Annotated in this window: 3 protein-coding genes; all 3 read right to left on the bottom strand. The window is 38.9% G+C overall.

What is annotated here, in order from left to right:
* From BMF77_RS17400 to BMF77_RS17390, 3 genes are read right to left on the bottom strand one after another with little or no spacing between them, the layout of a single operon-like run.
* Complete coding sequence (locus BMF77_RS17400) at nt 1-10,449, bottom strand: non-ribosomal peptide synthetase/type I polyketide synthase (RefSeq protein ID WP_148764550.1); 10,449 nt, start codon at nt 10,447-10,449, stop codon at nt 1-3.
* A gap of 36 nt (nt 10,450-10,485) precedes the next feature.
* Entirely contained in the window at nt 10,486-11,418 is a 933-nt protein-coding gene (locus BMF77_RS17395; RefSeq protein ID WP_015078936.1) for a cyclopropane-fatty-acyl-phospholipid synthase family protein, read from the bottom strand.
* Between the two features lie 58 nt (nt 11,419-11,476).
* A complete protein-coding gene (locus tag BMF77_RS17390; protein WP_210422219.1) occupies nt 11,477-23,089 on the bottom strand; it encodes a type I polyketide synthase in 11,613 nt (3,870 codons plus the stop codon).
* Between the last annotated feature and the right edge of the window lie 41 nt (nt 23,090-23,130).

Raw genomic sequence — 23,130 nt, 5'->3', positions numbered from 1 at the left:
CTAAAAATTAAAATTTGTGGCGAAAAGACTGTTATCTTCTTGACAAGCTTTATCTGTGTGATCGCACAGATGTAATAATGGTGTGTCGGGAGATTTGACTACTTCTTCTAGAAGAGTTTCTAACGACTTTATCATCAATGAAATACGTTCCTTAGCGAATATATCTGTGTTGTAGATTAACTTCAAATATAATTCCGCTTCGTCCACAAAAATGAACTCTAGATCAAATTTAGCAGTAACAAGTTCCTGCTCAAGGGTATTAACAGAAATTCCATCTATTGCTAGGTCTACATTTTGATTATTTTGCAGAACAACTACAACATCAAATAAAGGGTTACGGCTAGGATCGCGTTTAAAATTTAAATCTGATACTAGTTTATCAAAAGGATATTCTTGGTTATCATATGCCTCTATTGTGGTTGTTTTCACTTTTGCCAGTAAAGTAGCAAAGCTATCGTCTACTTTTATTTGATCGCGCAAGACTAAAGTATTAACATAAAAACCTATTTGTTCTTCTAAATCGGGATGATTTCTTCCAGCAATGGGAGAGCCTACTGTAATTTCATTCTGCTCGGTATAGCGAAACAGAAAACCTTTGACTAATGTTAGTAAGCCCATAAATAAACTAGCTTCTTGAGTCTTAGTTAATAACTCAAAATCCTTGATGAATTCTTGATTTGGCTTCCAGATAACCACAGAACCAGAAAAACTTTGTACTGCTGGTCGAGTATAATCTAAAGGTAAATCAAGCGGTGCTGGAGCAGGAATCAATTTAGGTAGCCAGTAATCCCTTTGTGCTTGCAATTTTGGTGTTTGGAGTTGCTGATTTTGCCATGAAGTATACTCTTTATAATGAATTCTTAGAGGTGACGTTAATTCTACATTCTCTTTACCATAGGCATGATAATGTGCAGTAAAATCTTTAATTAAAACGCCTGCTGACCAACCATCTGAAATGATATGGTGCATATTGAATAGGACTATATTACTCTGTTGACTCAGCTTTAGTAAATTAATCTTGAGTAAAGGCCCTGTTTCTAAATCAAAAATAGTTTTGGCATTGTTAAGAATAGCTTCAGCAATTTTTGCTGCTTGGTTTTCATCATCTATTAAGTCTATTTGGTTGACTGCAAAATCCATCTGTTCGTTTACTATTTGACGCGGTTCGTTATTGATTAAAGTAAACGTAGTGCGTAAAATTTCATGGCGTTCTATCAATTTTTTAAAAGCATTTTCAAAAGCAGCGATATTTAAATCACCATTGAATTGATAAGCACTTGGCATTCCGTAAGCATAATGGTTATGATCGAGGAATTCTAAAGCCCAGAGACGGCGTTGCCCATGAGACATGGGATAAGATTCTTGTTGAGTTATTGCTGGTATGGGTTCTTGATAGTTAGATTGAGCTTTAGATATTAAAGCTGCTAATCCAAGAATTGTGGGAACTTTGAAGAAATCAGCTAATTTAACTAATACATTTAATTCTTTATGGACGTGAGTGACTACTCTAGAAAGGAGCAGAGAGTGTCCGCCGATTTCAAAAAAGTTATCAAAAATTCCAATGGGATGTTTAGTGAGAATTTTTTCCCAAATATGGACTAGCTTTGATTCTAAAGTATTACGCGGTGCAGTATAAGAGACTTGTGTTAATTGATCTGTTGGCTTGAGAGCGATGAGCGATCGGAAGTCAAATTTGCCATGTTTAGTTAAGGGAAATTGCTTTAAGAAGATAAAGGAACTAGGAATCATGTAAACTGGCAAATATTTAGCTAAAAATTCTCTGATTTCAGAAAATTTTATATCTTTATCAGTTTGACAATAAGCAGATAATTGAATTTGGTTATTTACCTCTATAGGTAAGACAATTGCTTTCTCAATCTCGGCATAGCGGCTAATTTGGTATTCAATTTCTCCTGGATCTACACGATAGCCATTGACCTTAACTTGATTATCTTTTCGCCCTATAAATTCAATCACACCTGGAGCAATTTGTTTACCTAAATCTCCCGTTCTAAAGAGAATTTTTTCTGAATTTAAAAAGTTGGGTTGAAATTTTTCTCTGGTAATTTCAGGAAGATTACGATAACCAACTGCTAATGCTGCACCTTCTACGCAAATTTCACCGATTACGTGCAGAGGTACGGGGTGATTGAATTCATCTAAGACAAATAATCGATTGTTATGGAAAACCTGACCAAGAGGTACGTCTGTATTTAAGTTGTCCTCTATTGTATATTGAGATACCCCTACACAAGTTTCTGTAGAACCGTAGACATTGCTGACAATTTCAGCAGGGAAGCGTTTCCGTAAAGCGATCGCAGTTTCTCGGTCTAATTTTTCTCCCCCGCAAGAGATATATTTTAAACTGGGGATAGTTTCTTCGGGTGCGAGTACAGCTAAAATTTCTCGGTAAATAGATGGTGTTGTGTGCAGTACATTGATTTTGTTTTCTTGTAAAAATGAAACTAAATGCCCTATATGCTGTACTTCGTACATATATAAAGCAGCACCTATGGTTAAAGGTAGGAAAATATTACGAAAAGATGGGTCATGGGTGACAGGTGCAGTGAAGATATAACGCCATTCAGGATGTTTATTTAAGTTAAATGTCAGTCGTAAACTCCGAATTACATTCAAAATAGAAATGTGACGACCCATGACTCCTTTAGGGTTTCCGGTAGAGCCAGAAGTGTATAAAATATAAGCAATTTGGTTAGTGTCTGGTTGGAAATTAGGCTCATTTATGTCAAAATCCGTCAAAATATTGTCGATTTTATCTAAGCAGATTGCTTCGATTTCTTGGGGTAATTGGGAGATAAAATTACTCTCGGTAAGACAGAGATGACAGCCACTATCTTTTAAAATAAAATCGATGCGACTGCTAGGATATTGGGGGTCTATCGGCACATATATCGCCCCGGTTTTAAAAGTAGCCAGAATGGCGATAATTAAGTTTTGATTGCGTCCGATTGCGAGTGCGATCGCCTTCCCCGCAGCAAGGTTATATTTCTCACGTAAGTAATTGGTTAAACGATTTACCTTCTCATTCAATTCTCGATAGGTAAGAGTCTTTTCCTCAACTATTAATGCAGGTGCATCGGGTGTAGATTTAACTTGAGCAATAAAGTCATCAATGATTGTAGAATTTTGGGGTAATTCTATTGTTGAACCTGTTAATTTTGCCAATAATTCTTCCTGTTGCACTTGTGTTAATAAATGCAACTCAGACAGTAAAATATTGGCATCTTTAATTACACCCTGCATCAAAATTTCAAAACTTTCTAGAAACTGTTTGATAGTTTCCGGCTTAAACAGTTCTGTATTGTAGTTGCAGTAGATAATCAGTGCGTCATTGACTTCGATGAAATTAAAGCCCAAATCGAAAGGAGTGTAACCAATTGGCTCTGGTGGTAGCGATACGTTCAGTCCTTCAAATTCAGGTAAAGTTAATTTAGGGTCGAGATTGAAAGAGACTGAAATCAGGGGAGAACGCGAAAAATCTCGTTGTAATTGTAAGGCTGCTAATAATTCTTCTAAGGCGTGAGTTTGGTGTTTAAAAGCGGCTATGAGTGTTTCTTTGGTGTGACGAAGATGTGTAACAAAAGAAGCAGTGACATCTGTCTGGATACGAATCGGTAAAAATTGCGAACAAAAGCCAACTAATTTTTCGCTTCCTTCGACTTGTCGTCCAGAAATGGGAATACCAATTACTAAATCATCATGACCGGAAATGCGCCGCAAAAAAGCTGTGTAAGCAGCAAACATTGTCATAAATAATGTTGCTTGATTTTTGCGTCCTACGGTCTGTAAATTTTGCCATAGTTGAGGAGCAATAATTTTACTTTCTCTACCGCCTGTGTAAGTTTTGACAGCAGGACGAGGAAAGTCTGTAGGAAGTTCAAATATGGGGATTTCTCCCTCATAAGTTTTTAACCAAAAATCACGATGTTCTTGCATTTGTGGACTTTGCGCTTCTTGCTGTCGCAAAGCTAAATATTTGCGAAACTGCATTGGTGGCGATAAAGATTCTGTAGCAACACCAATTTTTGCTGAATAAAGTTTGCCGAGTTCATTCAAAATTAGCCCTAGTGACCAACCATCTGCAACAATATGATGAGTTTTTAAAGTTAGCAGATAATGTTCAGGTGCTAAACGCATCAGCACAGCCGCAAATAAAGGAGCAACACCCAAGTCAAAAGGCTTTTGCGATAACTCAGTTCTCAATACTAAAGCAGTTGCTTCTGGGTTATCTTCATCCATCAAATTGATTAACGGTAAGTCAATTTTGACACTACTGATAACTTCCTGTAGTTCGCCTTGTTCTAATATTTTGGTTCGCAACGCTTCGTGGCGATTGACTACTTCATTAATCGCTTGTTGCAAAGATGAAATATCTAAAGCACCACGCAATTCTAAGGAAGTAGTCACATTATATGATGCTGAAGCAGTTGTATCTAATTCTGCCAATAGCCAAAGCTGACGTTGCGCTTCACTGGTAGGAAATTGCTGATTTAAATTATTCCTGGCATCTTCATCTTCAGTGCGATCGCTTGCTTCTCTTTTCTTTGTTTGTGGTGGTTTAGCATTTGCGAAAAAACCTGCTTGTCGCAGTTCTATAATCGCTTCTTTGACAGCAGCTACTACTTTATTTATATCCTCATTGGTATGGCGAGTTGAGAGAAAACAAACTCGTTTTTCCCATGTATACACACCTTTGAGATTTAATAAGTAGTAAAAAAGTGGTAATTCGATAGGTTTGAGGAAAATACTATAAGCACCAGAAGATTCAAAGCGAAACAAAGAGCCAAAATGAACAATGCGGATAGGAATTCCTGTTTCTTGAAAGAACTGATTAACCTCAATAGCTAATCGATTAGTTAATTGATTGACTGTTTCTTGAAGCGTTGCGCCTTGTTCACGTAAATGTAAAAGCACTGCCCGACAAGCAGCCAAAGCTAAGGGATGACGACAGAAAGTACCACCATAAGCAGTTAATTCTGTTTGCGGATGGGAATCATCTCCATAACTCCAGAAACCGCCATCAACTGTGTCTAAGAAATCTGCTTTACCGCAGATCATACTGATAGGCAAACCACCACCGATCGCCTTACCATAAACTACTATATCTGCCTCAATCTCAAACCATTCCTGCGCTCCTCCTGGAGTAATGCGAAATCCAGTAATAATCTCATCAAAAATTAGGGCAATTTCTTTTTGTTGAGTCAATTTACGTAATTTTTGGATAAATTCTTTAGGCTGTAAATCTGGTTTACGGCTCTGCACAGGTTCTACTAAAACTGCTGCTAAATTATCAGCTTGCTCTGCAATTATTTCTAGACTTTCTTCCGCTCCATAGGTAAGAACTATAACATCTTCAACCATTCCTGATGGTGTACCAAGACTCAATGGTTCAGCTGTTCCTACTTCCTCGCCAGCGCGTGCTAAAATGCCATCAAAAGTACCGTGATAAGAACCAGCAAAAATCACAATTTTTTGGCGTTTTGTCCGAGAACGAGCAATACGAACTGCTGCCATAATCGCTTCTGTACCAGTATTACTAAAAGCGACTCGTTCTACACCTGTCATTTCACAAATTAAAGCAGCTGTTTCTGCTGCAATATTAGACTGCATTCCTAAACCAATTCCGTGTTGCATTTGTTGCTGAATTTCTGCCAACACAAAATCAGGACTATGCCCAAAAAAGTTAACTCCAAACCCCATTGCTAAGTCGATGTAATCATTGCCATCGATATCACGAAAATATGCACCTTGGGCTGATTCTGAAACAATGGGATACTGAAATTCTTTTAAAGCCATACGGAAGTCAATAGTAGGTTTCACATCAACCATTGTCTTCCGGCTGTTTTGCGAATATGCCTTGGATTTTGCTGTTCTTTGATTATAAACAATCTCTAATTTTTGGATGAAAGCTTGCTGTTGTTCGGTTAAAGATTTACTCTCTGTCAGTTTTAAAGCTAGTGGATTCAAATTGGGAGAACTAATTTTTTGGCTAGGAGGTGTGGTTTCTGTTTTGCTTGTTTTAGGAGTAGGCGCAGTTTCTGTTTGAATCAACAAAACTTCTGGTGTATTGCTTGGTGCAACAGGTGCAGATTGCAGTATTTCTAATTGCTTGATAATAGTTTTTTCATGAATATCTTTGAGTTCTTTCAAAGATTGCAATTGAGCCATCATCAAAGCTTCTTTGCCAGAGGTTGGTATTGATACAGCTACTGTTTTTGATTGGTGATCAATAGCACTCTCAGGAGAAGTGGAAGCAATAATTAACTCTTGTCCATTGTAGATGCTGATATTATTTTGTTGAGAATAAATATCTGCATTGACAAATCCACAACGTTTTAAAGCAGCACACCAACTTTCTCCACTTAGCAATGGAGTATCTAAACGTAACTCTTTATCTTGAAAACGCCACCATCCGGGTGTGAGTCCAAAAGTTAAATCAAGCCATGAATTATTTTCTACTGTTTCTAGTAGTACCAAGTAACCACCAGGTATTAGTAGTTCTCGAATATTATTGAGTGTTTCTGTAATATTTCGGGTACTATGAAGCACGTTAGCAGCAACAACTATGTGATAGGAATGCGCTGTTAACCCTTGAGAAACTGGTGATTTTTCAATATCTAATTGATTGAAGTTAAACTTATGCCTATTTTTAAATTTTTGCCGTGCTTTATTGAGGAGAACAGGAGAAAGTTCAGTGAAAAAATAAGTTGTATGATTGAGATTTAAATTATTAACAATTGCTTCAGATGTCGCACCTGTACCACCTCCCACTTCAATAATTTGGTAAGGGCGATCGCTACTAGAAAAATTATTTAAAATAGAGTTAATTGCTTGGGATACTCGTTGATTCATCAAACGAGATACAGGAGAATTGCCATATATACTTTCTGCATGGACAACTGAACCTGCTGGGAAAATTAACTCTAAAGGATCTATATTTCCTTTGAGAACTTCTCCTAAATTTTCTCCACAGCGGTGTAGCATCTCCAATTCAGGTTTTGCTGCTGGACAAGTTGTTTGCAGATTCTCTATAGCTTCTGGTAAAGAAAAAGGCGTAGGTAGGCTTTTTACTATCCATACATTACCTTGATTTTGAATAATTCCAGTTTGCTCTAAAGTTTTTAAATAACGATTAACTAAAATATGATATTTTGAGGCTATGGGTAAGGTTTGTAATAAATCTTCTGTTGTCCAGGTGTCTGCTATACTTAGTCTTTTACCTAATACTTCTAAAGCTTTCAAGATATAAGCAACAGCAATTGGTTGTAATTGGGAAATCACCCACAGATAATTATTTAATTCTGACTCGGAATTAGATACTTGAACTGAGGTTTTAGTTAAAATATCATTTATTGCTGTTTCATCAGATGTATTTGATGGTTTTTGTTTAATATAATCAGATAGATAAATAGATATTTCGTCAATTGTTTGTAAATCAGTAAATAATTGATCTATCTTGACTTTTACGCCAAATTTTTCTTCGATTTTGCGAACAAAGTCGGTCAAAATAATCGAATCTGCTCCCAGATTTAATAATGTCTCATCATCTCTAATGTCATTTTCATCTTCTTTAAGTAGCAAAGCCAAGATAGACTTTAATTTATTACCGATTTCTTGCTGATGTTTTTTGATATTTGCAACTTTTGCTAAAGTCATATTAGTCTCCATTAGCTCTCTTTCTAAAGGCACTTCTTTGCTCAAACTTGATTCTGCTAAAACAGTAGATTTAAATTGAAAACGTTTTCTTTGAAAAGGATAATTTGGTAATTGGATATTTCTATAGCCATAGTCTTTATTGAATTTTTCGGCGTTAAAATTAACTCCATTAATGTAGAGTTGGGCAAGTGCTGATAGCATCGTCTGCCAGTTATCCAAGCCTCTATTGAGAGAACTAAGCCATATAGCGTCATCGTTATAACGACGGCCTTGTTCTGCTAGTATTGGTCTTGGACCCACTTCTAAAAATAGGTTATATCCTTTGTTTAACGCCGTAATTAGACTCTGGAAATACTGCACTGCTTGACGGCTTTGTTGTCTCCAGTAACTTGCATCAGGCGCAGTTGTTAAAGGTTGTCCATCAATTCCTGAAACTAGTAGAATTTGAGGAGGATGATACGAAACCTCACGAGCAGCAATTTCAAAATCATCTAAGATTGACTCCATTAATGGAGAATGAAAAGCCCCATTTACAGATAGTAATTGAACGGCTATTTTTTGGCTTTTGCAGTTGGCGACAATCTCATCAATACTATTACTTTCCCCAGAAATCACAATTTGTTGAGGATGATTAATAGCCGCGATGGAAACTGTATTACCATAGTTTTGAATGAGAGCAGATACCGTAGCTTCATCTGCAAAAACTGAAGCCATTTTTCCTAGAGGTGCAGTTTGCATTAATTGCCCACGTTTAACAATTAATGCTAGACCTGCTTCTAAACTAAATACTCCTGCAATACAAGCTGCAACATATTCACCAACGCTATGGCCAATTAGTAAACTAGGTTTGATTCCCCAAGATTGCCACAACATGGCAAGTGAATATTCTAGAGCAAATATAGCTGGTTGAGCGTATGCAGTTTGATTGAGTAAATCTGTGCGATCGCCAAATAATATTTGTTGTAGTGGAAACTCTAAATAATTTCCTAAAATGTCTGCACATTGATCAATATATTGGCGAAATGTCGGTTGGGTTTGGTAAAGTTGATTACCCATACCCGCATAACAAGCTCCTTGACCAGTGAAAAGAAAGACTATTTTAGGGTATTTTTCTCCTGTAAAACGTCGATAAAAAATCCCATGATCAATATTTTTTTCCTCAGCAAAAGCTGCTAATCTTTGTTGCAACTCTGTCAATGTATCTGCAACGATCGCTAAACGTTCAGGTAAAGACGACCTACCAATTGCCGCACTATGACAAATATCTCCCATCTCTGGATGAGACTCTAAGCGGGTCTGAAAACGTAGTGCTAGTTCTTTTAAACCCGTTTCGCTATGAGCAGAAATCGTCAACAGATGGCTGGGACGTTGCAGTTTAATTTCTGGTATGTTGGCAGCAGGTGCTTGTTCAATAATTATGTGAGCATTGGTTCCAGAAAAACCGAAGGAACTGACTCCAGCGATACGGACTTGGCCATTGTTCGACCAGGGTATGGCTTGACTAGGAATTTTGATCGGGTATCCTTGCCAATTAATCAGGGGATTGGGTTCTTGGAAGTGGAGATGAGACGGAATCTCACCATGCTGGAGGGCGAGAATTGTCTTGATTGTTCCTGCTATCCCTGCGGCAGCTTCGAGATGTCCGATATTAGTCTTAACTGAACCGACGTAAAGAGGTTGCGATCGCTCTCCATACACAGCCGCGATCGCGTTCATCTCAATGGGGTCGCCTAAAGAAGTACCCGTACCATGTGCTTCTATATACCCGACTTGCTGGGGTTTGACTCTAGCATCAGCTAAGGCTTGACGAAGTAAATCTTGTTGGGCGGGTCCACTGGGAACTGTTAAACCGGCGGCTGCACCGTTATGATTGACCGCAGACCCCCGTAGTAATGCGAGAATGCGATCGCCATTTTTTTCAGCGACAGACAGGCGTTTGAGAACTAAAACCCCGCATCCTTCGCCCCGCACATATCCATTTGCAGCCGCATCAAAAGTCTTGCAGCGACCATCGGGAGACATCATCCCCGACTGACAAAGGTTAATCGTAATTGCCGGATCTAAGATGAGATTGACACCACCTACTAAGGCTATTTCGCACTCATGATTTCTCAAGCTGCGAATAGCTTGGTGAAGTGCAACCAATGAAGAAGCACAGGCTGCATCAATAGACATACAAGGTCCGCGGAGGTTGAGAAAATAAGATAACCTACCTGCTGCTGCACTTAGGGAGTTTCCTGTACCAAAAAAAGAATCGATTTCATCATACTTGCTTTTGTAGACTGTCATCGCGTGGTCAACACTAGTGATACCGACAAACACACCCACGCGATCGCCTGCTAAATTAGTTGGTGGTAAATTGGCGTTTTCTAACGCTTCCCACGCCACCTCAAGTAATAACCTGTGTTGAGGATCCATTGAAGTTGCTTCGCGGGAAGATATGGAGAAGAAACGGGCATCAAATTCTGTAATATCCTGTTGTAAAAATCCCCCATAACGAGTGTTCATTTTGCCAGGAGTAGGCTCTGGAGCATAAAATTTTGAGATATCCCAACGGCTTTGAGGAACTTCTACAATTGCATCAAGTCCAGCTTGACAAAAGTTCCAATAAGCTTCAGGAGAACTGATTCCTCCAGGGAAACGACAACCCATTCCCACAACAGCAATCGGCTCACTTTGTCTAGTTTCTAATTCAGTAATGCGAGCCTGCATTGCCTCCATTTTTGTGAGGGTTGTAGCTATTAATTTTTTATAATCTGTATTTTGAGCCATGCTTTTGTCCGCGATTTTTTGATTGTCTGGTAATATCTAATCCGGTTTTTCCCCTGAAAATAAAAGATAATCATCAAAAGCCATAAACCAACCTCTATCTCTCGACCAAGCCTCAAGACCTGGATTATCTTGCTGGAGATTGATCACTAAATCGTGTTTACTAATGCCTTTACTGGACTCAGCAAAGTAACGCACAGCAGCAGGCCAAACATATTCACTAATTGATACAGCTTGGATATTTACAAATCCATGTTTTTTGAGTTTTTCAACATAAATATTGCGGTCATATTGGTTAACAAAAGGAATACACATTTTCTTGCTATTGACGCGCAGCCAAAAGTCAATATTTCGTCCTACTCTTGGCAGACAATCAGCTAATGCTAACTTTCCACCGGGGCGCAAAACTCGAAATGCTTCCGCAAAAAAATCTTCACGAGTATTGAAATGAAAAGCACATTCTAAAGCTGTAACTTTATCAAAAGTATTGTCCTCACAAGGAATGTTAGTTGCCGAACCCACCTGAAGATTTATACGTTCAGATAATCCCGCCTTAGCTACTCGTTCTTGAGCAATTTCTACTTGTATTTCTGTCGTATTTATCCCAGTAATTGCATCTACATTGTTTTCACGCACCCAGAGTATATCTTGTTCAGCAAAACCGAAGCCGACATCTAAAACTTTGTCTCCAGGGCTAAGTTTGGCAATTTCTCCCAATTTCCGGGCTAAAGCAGCACAGGCTCCGTTATAAGTCGTTTCCTCTTGCCAATAGCCAAAGTTGAGCCATTGGGGAACATTGGGATCGTGAAGATCACACTCTCGTTTAGCTATCCTAGTATAAAGTTCAGATACCTCAAATTTATCTCGTAAAAACCAAAGTTCTTGAAGTGGATTCTGGATAAATTCTTTGATGATTATCCAGCGATTGCGCCATTCATAGTTGAAGGGGATTTTACCAATATTTTCCAACACTTTACTCTCCTATTTATCAATTAAAAATTTTTGACGCACTGAAATTTAGCTTTAATATTTAATCACCATATTCTTCAAGCTCCGCTAACTTTTGATTAAGTAGTATAGCCAACTCATCTTCATTGAGACTTTCATAAGGATTGACAATCTCACTAGATTCATTTGATTTTATCTCAAAATCAACAGAATCTGCTAACACTTCTTTCTGCAAATAAATGTTGAGACTCGCAATATTAGGATAATCAAAGATTATAGATGTAGGTAAAGTGCAAGCTAAATTACTTTCCAGTCGATTTTTAAATTCTAGTACCATTAACGAGTTTAAACCCAACTCTAAAAATGAGGTGTGGTGAGGAATCACACTACTAGCAGATAATCCGGTAACTTCGCGTAAAATTTGCTCAATTCCTTGCGATAAATTTTCTGCTCGCTCATCTATAGATACAGACTTTAATCGTTCTAATAATTTTGCCTCTTTGCTATCTGCTTTAGTTGTAATTACTTCGGCAAAGAATGGTTGATTAAGGTTAAAAGCTTGATTAAAAGTAGACCAATCAATATCAAGAATAATTCCTTGATCAACGTCGCTGAGAATTAAGTCACTGAGATATTTGATAGCGGTATCAGAAGGCATACTGTGAATACCCCAATTAGCAAAACGTTGTTTTTCAATTTTATTCCCTGTATCCCATGCGCCCCACTTGATACTAATACCTGGTAATCCTAAACTTTGTCGTTGCTGTATTAAAGCATCCATAAAAGCATTAGCAGCAGCGTAACTACTTTGTCCCGGTGAACCTAGAATTACAGCAGCAGAAGAAAAGGCTATGAAAAAGTCTAAAGATAGATTGCGGGTGTAGCGGTCTAATAATAAAGTGCCTTCCACTTTGGGACGCATAACATTTTGATATTTTTCCCAATTTTGATTAGTTAAAAGCCCATCATCAAGGACAGCCGCCGCGTGAATGACTCCGCGTAAGGGGGGTAAATCCGCGCCAAAACGGGAGAATAGCTGTTCCGTATCTGCGGCTGAGGTAATATCAGCATTGACAATTGTAATCTGTGTACCATTTTTAGTTAATGAGGCGATCGCTTCTGGTTGAGATTTGACATGGCGACTACACAAAACTAAATGGCTAGCTCCCATTTGTGATAACCACTGAGCCATGAGCAAGCCAAGTTTACCCAAACCACCTGTAATTAAATAAGCTCCCTCTTTGCTAACTAATTGCTGTTTTTGGGCTGCGGGAATTGTTGCAGATACTAACCTTGCTCCATAACGGTTTCCTCGGCGTAAAGCTAGGCGTGACTCACTGCCTGATGTATGAAATTCGTTGAACAAAAATTCAGCTTCATGAGATTCTACAATTGCTGGTAAATCTAAACATACACAACGAATTTGGGGATATTCATGATTAATTACTGCTCCTAATCCCCAAAGCGGAGATTGTTCCGGTTGCAAATAAGTTTCAGATAAAACTCGATTCGCACCACGAGTTACTAACCATAAATCAGGTAATTTTTTCATATTACTAGTAATAGTTTGAATTAAATACAATACAGCATTACAACTCTTGTAAACTGTATCTGCACTTGCTTCATTAGGTACAGTTTCCCAAGCAAAAATCACACCCGTAGGAAATTCACCCGATGGATATGCTTCTTGATATAAACGTTGAAAATCAGATTTCCGAGATGGATTGATGACAAAACTTTCTAGAGAATGACGTTTATAATCATCACTAAGTTCTACAGTAATAACTTTTTCTCCAGCTTTTTGCAATAAATTAATCGACTGATACAAAGCTGTGCTAGGACGTACAAACACTAACCATGAATGTTGAGAGTTTCCTGTAATAGTTGAAACTGAATCAAGCTTTTGCCATTGCACCTGGTAAAAACAATTATTTTCAGTTTCTTGCCATAAACGTTGTAAAACTGCTGGATTAATCCGCCGTGCTGTTAAGTCTGTAAACCGAGCGCAAAGCTGTTCTTGCTCATCATAAACCTCTACATCTACACAGATTTCACCATCAATCTGAGATTTAATCTCAATGTGCGTCCAAGCTTGAGTACTAGGATTGCCAAATAATTCTAGAGAAGAGAAACCATAAGGTAAATGCAATTCCTGACCGTGAATTTCTGGGAAAGCCGCGCCAATACTTTGTAAACAAGCATCTAAAAGCACAGGATGCAAACAATATCGCCGATCTACCAAACTGCGATCGATACTAATTTTAGCCTGAGAACTACTGCTAAAATACCTGAGTTCTTGAATAGCCTGAAAACGCTGACCATAGCTAATTCCCATCTGCTCATAAAACTCATAAAATCTGGCTATATCTACAGATTCCCTTCTTTCATCCTTTGCGTCTCTGCGTCTGTGTGTGAGCTTTTCATGTCTTTCATTAACGTTAATCTCACCCGTAACATGAAGTACCCAACTATCTTTTGCTGAATCACTACTAAATATCTCAAAACTATAGCCAGACGACTTCTTAGACTTAAAAATCAGTTGCAATTTAGTTTGAGATTGAGATAAAACTAACCCCTGATGAATAGCAACATTTTGAATAATCGCCAAATCATCAGTAAATATTTGCCGACTAGCTACTAAAATCGTTTCAATAAAACCCGTAGCCGGAAACAAGATTTTTCCAAATACCTTGTGTCCTTCCAGATAATCTGGATACTCAGAACTTATCTCTCCTTCAACAATAATTTCTCCTGTAGCTAGCTTTTTAACCTCATGAATAAAAGGATGCAGTTTAGTCTTAATATCACTTACAAAAAATTGTGGATTTGATAACCAATAACGTTCTCGTTGAAACGGATAAGTAGGTAAAAGAACCCGCTGGACTTGCTTAAATACCTCTGTCCATTCTATAGAATAACCATTAACAAAAAGTGTTGCTAAACTTCTGTACATCTGGGCTTGTTCATCTTGTCCAGGTACAATGCTGGGTAGCCATAATATTTCTTTGCTTTGAGAATTTAGCCGCGCCATACCTAATAACACAGGCTTTGGTCCTAACTCCAAAAAATGGCGATAACCACTGTCAATTAACAATTTAAATCCTTGACCAAAATGTACAGTATTGCGAAGATGGCGCAGCCAATAACCGGCAGTAGCAATTTCTTTGCCAATTGGTTTACCTGTGACATTACTAATAATATTCAGGCTTGGTTCATGGAAAGAAACTTGCTGTAACATCTTAGCAAAATCATCAAGGATTGGCTCCATTAAAGGAGAATGAAAAGCATGAGATACTGCCAAACGTCTAGTTTTATAACCTTGCTCCATAAATGATTTCTCTAGTTGTTCAACAATTTCACTCAAGCCAGAAATAACATTAATTGCACCATTATCTGCGGCAATATTTACTTGATTTGCATAGGGAGTCAGATGATCGGCTACTGTTTGATAATCAGCATAAATTGCTGCCATTGCTCCATTATGCGGTAGTTCTCCCATCAAGCGACCGCGTTGAACAACTAACTGCAAAGCATCTTCTAAAGAAAAGACTCCTGCTAAACAAGCGGCGACATATTCACCAATACTGTGTCCTAAAAGGGCAGCAGGTTGTATTCCCCAAGATTGCCATAATTTCGCAAGTGCGTATTCCAGTGAAAACAGGGCTGGTTGTGTGATTTGAGTCTGTTCTAGCTGTTCACTATTTTGCAATTGAAAAATTAAATCTAAGAGCGACTTTCCTAAAATAGGTTGCAGAATGTTGTCACAAAGTTCCAGAGTATTTTTAAAGACGGGTTCTTGGTTGTAAAGAGTTTGTCCCATCCCTGAATATTGAGAACCTTGTCCTGAAAATAGGAAAACTACTTTTGTTTGAGTTTCTGATGTAATTGGAGTAATTAAATTATCAGAATCTTCACCTTTTTGGAAATCAGCAAGTGCTTTTTCGGCTGTAGTATTTGAGTCAGCCAAGACACACAATCGATGCCGGAAAATAGCCCTTCCTGTACTGGCAGTAAAACAAGTATCTGCGAAATTCACAGATTCATTTAAAGCGTATTGATAATTTTTTGCTAATTCTTTGAGAGATTTTTGAGAACGAGCCGAAAGCGGCAGGAGGTAAAATTTCTGCTCAGATGGCTGTGGAGAATTAGATGCAATTTCTCCAACAATAATATGAGCATTAGTACCACTAAATCCAAAAGAACTTACTCCAGCAATGCGTTCTCGTTGGCTAGGATGCCAGTTTTTTCCATGTACTGGAACTTCAAAAATCTGAGAACTCCAATCAAAACGGGGGTTGGGTTGTTGAAAGTGAAGATGGGGAGGAATTTTGTGATGTTGTAGGGCTAAAACAGTTTTAATTAACCCAGCAATTCCGGCTGCTCCTTCTAAATGTCCTAAATTAGTTTTGACAGAACCAATAATTAAAGGTCGATTTTGGAGACGTTTGCCAAATACCGCAGCCATACTTTCTAATTCAATCGGATCGCCTAAAGCTGTCCCAGTACCATGAGCTTCGATAAAATCTATTTGCTCTGGGTTGAGTTTCGCCGCCTTTAATGCTTGATGTAATAATTTTTCTTGAGCATCACCATTAGGTACAGTCAAACCACTACTTGATCCATCGTGATTTACGGCTGTACTATGAACTTTAGCTAAAATGTGATCGCCACTTTTAACGGCTTGACTCAACCGCTTGAGAACAATCATCCCGCAGCCTTCGCCCCGTACCATACCATTAGCACTCGCATCAAAAGTCTTGCAACGTCCATCAGGTGCAAGCATATGGGCGCGACTTTCAATTAAGGAAATTACCGGAGTTAAAATTATATTCACACCACCCGCTAAGGCAATGTCACACTCACCATTACGCAAAGCATTGCAGGCTAGGTGTACTGCTACTAAAGAAGAAGAACAAGCAGTATCAACTGTCATTGATGGACCTTGCAAGCCCAGCACATACGAAATACGACCGGCAGCTACACTCAGAGAAGTGCCAGAACCAGTATAGGCGTTAATTGCTTCTGGTGCGTAACTCAACTGGGCATAGTCTTGAGTCATCGCCCCCACAAAAACCCCTGTTTGAGTGTTGCGTAACTTTTGGGGGTTTTGCCCAGCAGATTCTAAGGCTTGCCAAGTTGTTTCTAATAGTAGGCGTTGCTGAGGATCGATGGCGACTGCTTCGCGGGGGACAATGCCAAAGAATTCGGCATCAAATTGATCTATTTGCTCTAGAAATGCTCCGTAAGGAGAATAGATTTTTCCTGGTGTATCTGGATCGGGATGATACCATGCTTGCATATCCCAGCGATCGCTGGGAATTTCTCTGACTGCATCTTTCCCCTGTTCTAAAAGTTGCCAGAATGATTCCAAATCATTCGCACCGCCAGGAAATCGACAAGCCATCCCTACAATCACAATTGGATCTTCTTCCTGTTGCGGTTTTTCGGGGGTATATTTTTCAATTTGGATTTGGGGAACTTCTTGTATTAGTTGTTGTACAGGAGTTTGCACGTCAGAGGTAACTAAAATTTCCCGCAGGAGATAATCTGCTAAAGTTTCCACATTGGGAAACCGAAAAGCGATTGTTGTGGGTAGAGAGCAATTAAAATCTGTTTGCAGAAGATTGCGAAGTTCTGTGGAAGTGAGAGAATCCATTCCCATGTCAAAAAAGCCTTGTTGGGGAGATACTTCATGAGTTGATAGTCCTAATACAGTGCAAACTCGCAAACTAATTTGGCGGATAAGTAAATCACGACGCTGTTTTACAGGTATGGTTTGCCACTGTTCTAAAAGATTGGATGCAGTTTGAGATTTAGGTTTGATTTGGGGTAAGAAGTTTTGATAAAAGCTTTGATTAATGTATGGAAAACGTTGCCAATCAATAGCAATTACACCAGCACGTACAATTTGATTAAACAGAATTTTTTCTAGAGTATTGAGTGCTAAATCTGGTGCAATCGCATCATAACCTTTGGCTGCTAATCTTTCTAAGACATTGCGATCGACTGCTGCACCGATTTCGCTCCACGGACCCCAGTTGATGACTGTAGCTGGTAAATTGTGTGCATGACGATAATAGGTAAAGGCATCTTCAAAGGCATTCGCAGCCGCAGCATTAGCTTGTCCCGCCGAACCAATGAGCGACACAGCAGAGGTATAACAAACAAAGAAATCTAAGGTATCGTTCAGGGTTAGTTGATGCAGTAGCCAAGTTCCTTTCACCTTGGGGGCGAGAACATAGTTGAAACGTTCTGGTGTCAGTCGCAGTAATGTTGTATCGTCTAAAGTGCCAGCGATGTGGAAAATTCCTCGCAACGGATATTGCGATCGGCATTCTTCTAGTAGGGCGTGCAGTTTCTCGGCATCTGTGACATCAACATCTTTAATTTGGATGTCTTCGTTAATGGATTGCAGACTTGCTAGAATTTCAGGATTGAGAGCTTTTGCACCACTGCGACTGCACAATACTAAATGGCACGCGCCATGTTCTATCATCCATCGGGCAGTGGCTAAACCTAATCCGCCTGTACCACCAGAAATTAGATAAAAGCCATCTTGACGGAAATTGATGTTTCCATCTGCTAATTTGCGCTCTACCAAACGCGGACAGAAGCGTTGTTCGCCCCGCAAAGCGACGCGGTTTTCTTGGGTGTTGTTGTGGATTTCTCTAAATAATCTTTCTCCTAAATCTTGTGCATGAGGATCTAAATCAATCGCTCTAAAATTTAGTTCGGGATGCTCTAGAACTAAGCTTAAAGCCATTCCTAATAAGGAAGATTGGGCTGGAGAAGTTAAGGTTGTGATTTCTTTTGCTGGTACAGACCCTTGAGTAACAAGAATGAGTGCGGGGGGATTTTCTTGTTGTAATAATGCCTGAAGTAGAAATAGAAAACGTCTACAATGAATTTCTACAGCTTGATAAATTTCGCCTTCTATTTCTTGTAATGACCAGAGGTAGATGATTTCACGGGTTTCTGGTGTTATCAGGTTTTGTAATAGTGATAGGTAATCGTCGGGGTTATCGGGGTTAATGTCTTGAGGGGAGATGAGGGAACAAGTAATTCCTCTCTGTTGGAATGGGGTGATTAAACTGCGAGCAATTCCGTTAGTGTCAGCAAAGATTATTTCGCGCCAAGACACAGAGGTGCATAGAGAAGGAAGGCTGCTTTTGGCGATGATTACGCTTTGTTGTAATAGGTTCCGTGTCTTTGGATTGGTTGGTTCGATGATGTTAATTTCTGTAAATTGATGCTTGGCGAGTAGGTTTTGCCAATGTTCTGTATCTACTAATGGATAACCATTGCGGTGCGGATCTTGACTGCATAACCACCATCCTTCTGTTAACCCAAAGGTTAAATCTACCCAAGGACGCGCTCCGGTACTTTCTAATAGTATGAGTATGGCATTAGGAGCTAGTAAAGAACGGACATTATTAAGGGTTTCATTAATATCTGCTGTGGCATGAAGGACGTTAGCAGCAATAATAATATCAAAATAACTAGGTAGAAATCCTTGAGAAATGGGGGCTTTTTCTATATCTAAAGTTTGATATTTAATGAAGGGATAATTACTGAAATTTTCTTTGGCTCTGGTTAAAAAGCTAGAAGAAATATCGGTAAATGTGTATTCAATTTGTTCTGGAGGTAAATGTGGTAAAATTGCTGCGGTACTTGAGCCTGTTCCCCCTCCAATTTCGAGGATTTGTAACTGTCGATTTGTTGGTAAATTTGCTACTACAGTTTTAATTGTGGCTGCGACTAGTTCATTCATCAACTTAGCACCAGCCGCATCAGAATATACAGATGCGATCGCATTCAAATCGCCTTGGGGAAATAGTAATTCTAATGGCTCAATTTGGCGGCGCATTACCGCAGCTAAAGCCGAACCACAACGTTCTATCAAATTAATTTCTGCAAGGTAATCAGGAAATTCGCTACGTAGTTGTTGAATTGGTAATTGAGATGAAGATATAACAGGTTCTTTTGCTAATAACCATCCATCTTTTTGCTGAGTAATTATTCCTTCTTCAGCTAGAATTGCTAAACACCGCGACAATAAAGGACGATAAAAATCAACAACTCCACCTTGAGTAGCAATCTGTTCTTCTGGATAAATTTGACCTAATTGGGGTTGCCAGTTAAGCTCTTTTAAACCTTCCCATATATAACTTACGCTTAAAGTTTCCATTTCTTCAAGCAAGCGTTCATATTGGTACAATTTTTCAGCTAATTGCTGTTCTAATTGCTGGGGTTGAACTAGAGTTTTAATGGCATCAGGGTTTAGTAAATAATCTCTACCATCAGGTAACAATGATGCTAAAGTAATCCACTCCTCTATGTAAGATTGTGGTTGGATTTGATGGCGGATAATTTCTTGACTTTGAACTGATTTAAGTTCAAATCCTGTAATTGCTACTAGTAACTCACCTTGTTCTGAATAAATATCAATATTAGAGATAATATAGTTATTAGAATTTTTAGTTAGTCGAGCTGCACTGATGACACTAGCACCTGGGGACTTGAAGAATTGAAATTTAGCAATGCGGACTGGGACATAAGTTACAGATGATTCTTGCTGAAATAAAATTGCAGCGATCGCCTGAAAACAAGCATCCAACATTACTGGATGGAACTTATATTTTTCGGCTTCTAGACACTGAATTTGTGTTAACTTGATTTTAGCAAATGCACTATTTTTGCCACGTTGAAGCTTATTAATGATCTGGAAGCTACTGCCGTAATTAACTCCTGATTTTTGATATCTTTCATAAAATGAATTAATTTCCATCTGCTCTGGACAGTTAGCAACTATTTGTTCTAGATTTTGGCGATTTGCATCTAGTATATTTAAACTATCAATTCCCCCGGTAACAAGTACATCCCAATTATTATTACTTTGCTGATATATTTGAAAAAAATTTTGTTCAATAATTAACTGTAATGTATCCTCTTGTTCTTGCAGCAATAGTGCTTTTTGAAATTCGATATTTTCTAAAATTACAGCTTGGCTTTGTGCCGCTGCTAACGCCATTTCAATAAAAGCTGCACCAGGAAATATCGGTTTACCAAAAACTTGATGTTCTGTTAAAAATTCTGGGTTGTTCTGACTAATACTAGCTCGATATTGAATAGAAGAGAGGGGAGAGGGGAAGCGATCGCCTAATAAAGGGTGTCCAGAGCGATTTGATTTAATAGCATCTACCCAGTAGCGTTTGCGAATAAAAGGAGAACTGGGCAAACTAATTTTTTGTCCTGAGCGAGAGCGATGGAATTCTTGCCAATTAATATTTACTCCTCTTACATATAGTTCAGCTATGACTGTTTGGATTTGCTGATAATTACTGCAATCTTTTGCTAAACTACATAAGCAAAGGATTTCATTTGCTGGTAATTTACTATGAACGATATTATTTATGGGCTGATTTCCAATCTCTAGAAATATTTGATAGCCCATCTGATGTAAGGTAAAAATCCCTTTTTCAATATTGTCTGGGTGATGTAGCTGTTGCAACCAGTAAGCAGCAGTTTTAATATAATTATTAGCAACCTCACCATTATTAGAAATTAAAGTGAGTTGTGGATTACGATAAGAAACTTCTTCAGCTACTTTTTGAAAAGCTAAAAATTCTTTTTCTCCACTTTGCTCGCTAAATAAATGAACGCGAGTTGCCACTAATTTAACTGCATCTCCAATCGAAAAAATTCCAGCTTGTTGAGCAGCAATATATTCGCCTAAACCATTCCCTAAAATTGCAGAAGGGCGGATTCCCCAAGATTTCCAGAGTTCACAAAGAGCATATTGCAGCGCAAATAATGTTGGGTGAACATATAAAGGATCGTTTATATCTTGATTGTTATCAAGTAAGTCTTCTATAGAGAAATTTAAATAGTTTTGAAATAGGCGATCGCATTGCATCAAAGCATCACGAAATACAGGCTCATTTACAAAAAGCTCTTTCCCCATCGCTGGAAATATAGTTCTTGCATCATTGCAAACGAAAGCGATTTTAGTATTTACTCGTACCTCACCGTAAATGATATTAGCTTCTCGGTCATTACCATTAACAAAAGCTCGAAGTTGTTCTTTAAAACTAGCAGTATTGGAAACTAATAAAGTTAATCGCTGTTTATGATGAAAACGACCTGTATTTAAAGAAAAGGCGATATCAGTTAAGTTAACTTCCGGTTTTTGGTCAATATAATTAACAAAGTTAGCAGCCAACAGACGCAATCGTTCTTCATCTTTAGCAGACAGAGTTACCAGTACAGGAAATGTTGTTTTAGTTGAGGATTGTACTTGCGGAGGTTCACTCAATATTGCATGAGCATTTGTTCCCGATGCTCCAAAAGAACTGACTCCAGCCGCTTTTATCTTGCCATTGCCTTGAGTCCAGGGGCGAGTCTGTGTCACCACGTGCAGAGGTATGCTATCCCAATTAATGTGAGGATTTGGTTTTTGGAAATTGAGATGTGCCGGAATTTCGCCATGATAGATAGATAATATAGTCTTGATCAAGCCAGAAATCCCCGCCGCCGCCGCTAGATGACCAAGATTTGTTTTGACAGAACCGATTAACAAAGGTTGGGATGGAGAGCGATTGACACATAAAGCATCAGCGATCGCTTTAATTTCAATCGGATCTCCTAAAGATGTACCCGTACCGTGAGCCTCGACATAATCAATAGCATTGCCGCTTAAATGAGCGTCAGCTAGAGCATCACGAATTAAATCTGTCTGCATAGGTCCATTAGGAACAGTAAAGCCGCCACTGGCACCATCGTTATTGACAGATGTTCCTCGAATTAACGCCCAAATGCGATCGCCATCTGCTAAGGCTTCACTCAACCTTTTTAAAACAACAACTCCGCAACCTTCACCAATCCCAAATCCGTCAGCACTTTCGTCAAAGGTTTTGCACCTACCGTCAGCAGCTAACATCTGATTTCTGCACAAGGCGATCGGCACTTCCGGGGTGAGAATTAGGTTTACTCCCCCCACCAAAGCTTGCCGACATTCCTGGGAGCGCAAAGAACGGCAAGCTAAATGCACTGCTACCAGTGAAGAAGAACAAGCCGTATCGATAGCCAAACTAGGGCCATTGAGATTCAAAAGATAAGAAATGCGTCCAGCAGCAGCATTTATATGGTTGCCAGAGATATGATAAGCCCCTATTGTGCTATAATCTCCTCCCGGTGCAATCAGACGAGCATAATCATTGTTTGTGATGCCAATAAAAACACCGGTTTTGCCGATTCTGGCAGTAGGCGCAGCCATACCAGCATCTTCTAACGCCTCATAGCCAACTTCTAAAAGTAACCGTTGCTGAGGATCGATATGCAAAGCTTCTCTCGGTGCAATCCCAAAAAAGTGCGCGTCAAACATCGACACGTCATTGAGAAAACCGCCTTGAGATACATAGATTTTGCCGGGTTTACTACGATCTGAGTCATAAAAATCAGACACATTCCAGCGATCGCTAGGTACATCCGTGAGTGTATTACCACCAGCTTTGAGAAAAGACCAAAAAGCTTCAGGAGTGGAAATATTTTTACCAAAACGACAACCCAAACCCACAACCGCAATCGGTTCGCTTTGTTGAGCTTCAACAGCTTTTAATCTCTCCTTCGCTTCATTCAGTGCCTTAAACACCCTAGCTTGGACAGACTTATAGTTACTTGATATCTCCAACTCCATCTTTTCTCCTTCCCCTCTTCCTCTGTGTCTACCGAAGTTTG

The sequence above is a fragment of the Dolichospermum sp. UHCC 0315A genome, assembly GCF_008121535.1.
Classification (GTDB): domain Bacteria; phylum Cyanobacteriota; class Cyanobacteriia; order Cyanobacteriales; family Nostocaceae; genus Dolichospermum; species Dolichospermum lemmermannii.
Note: the sequence above shows the minus strand (reverse complement) of the source record. Positions and strands in the feature narration are given on the sequence as shown.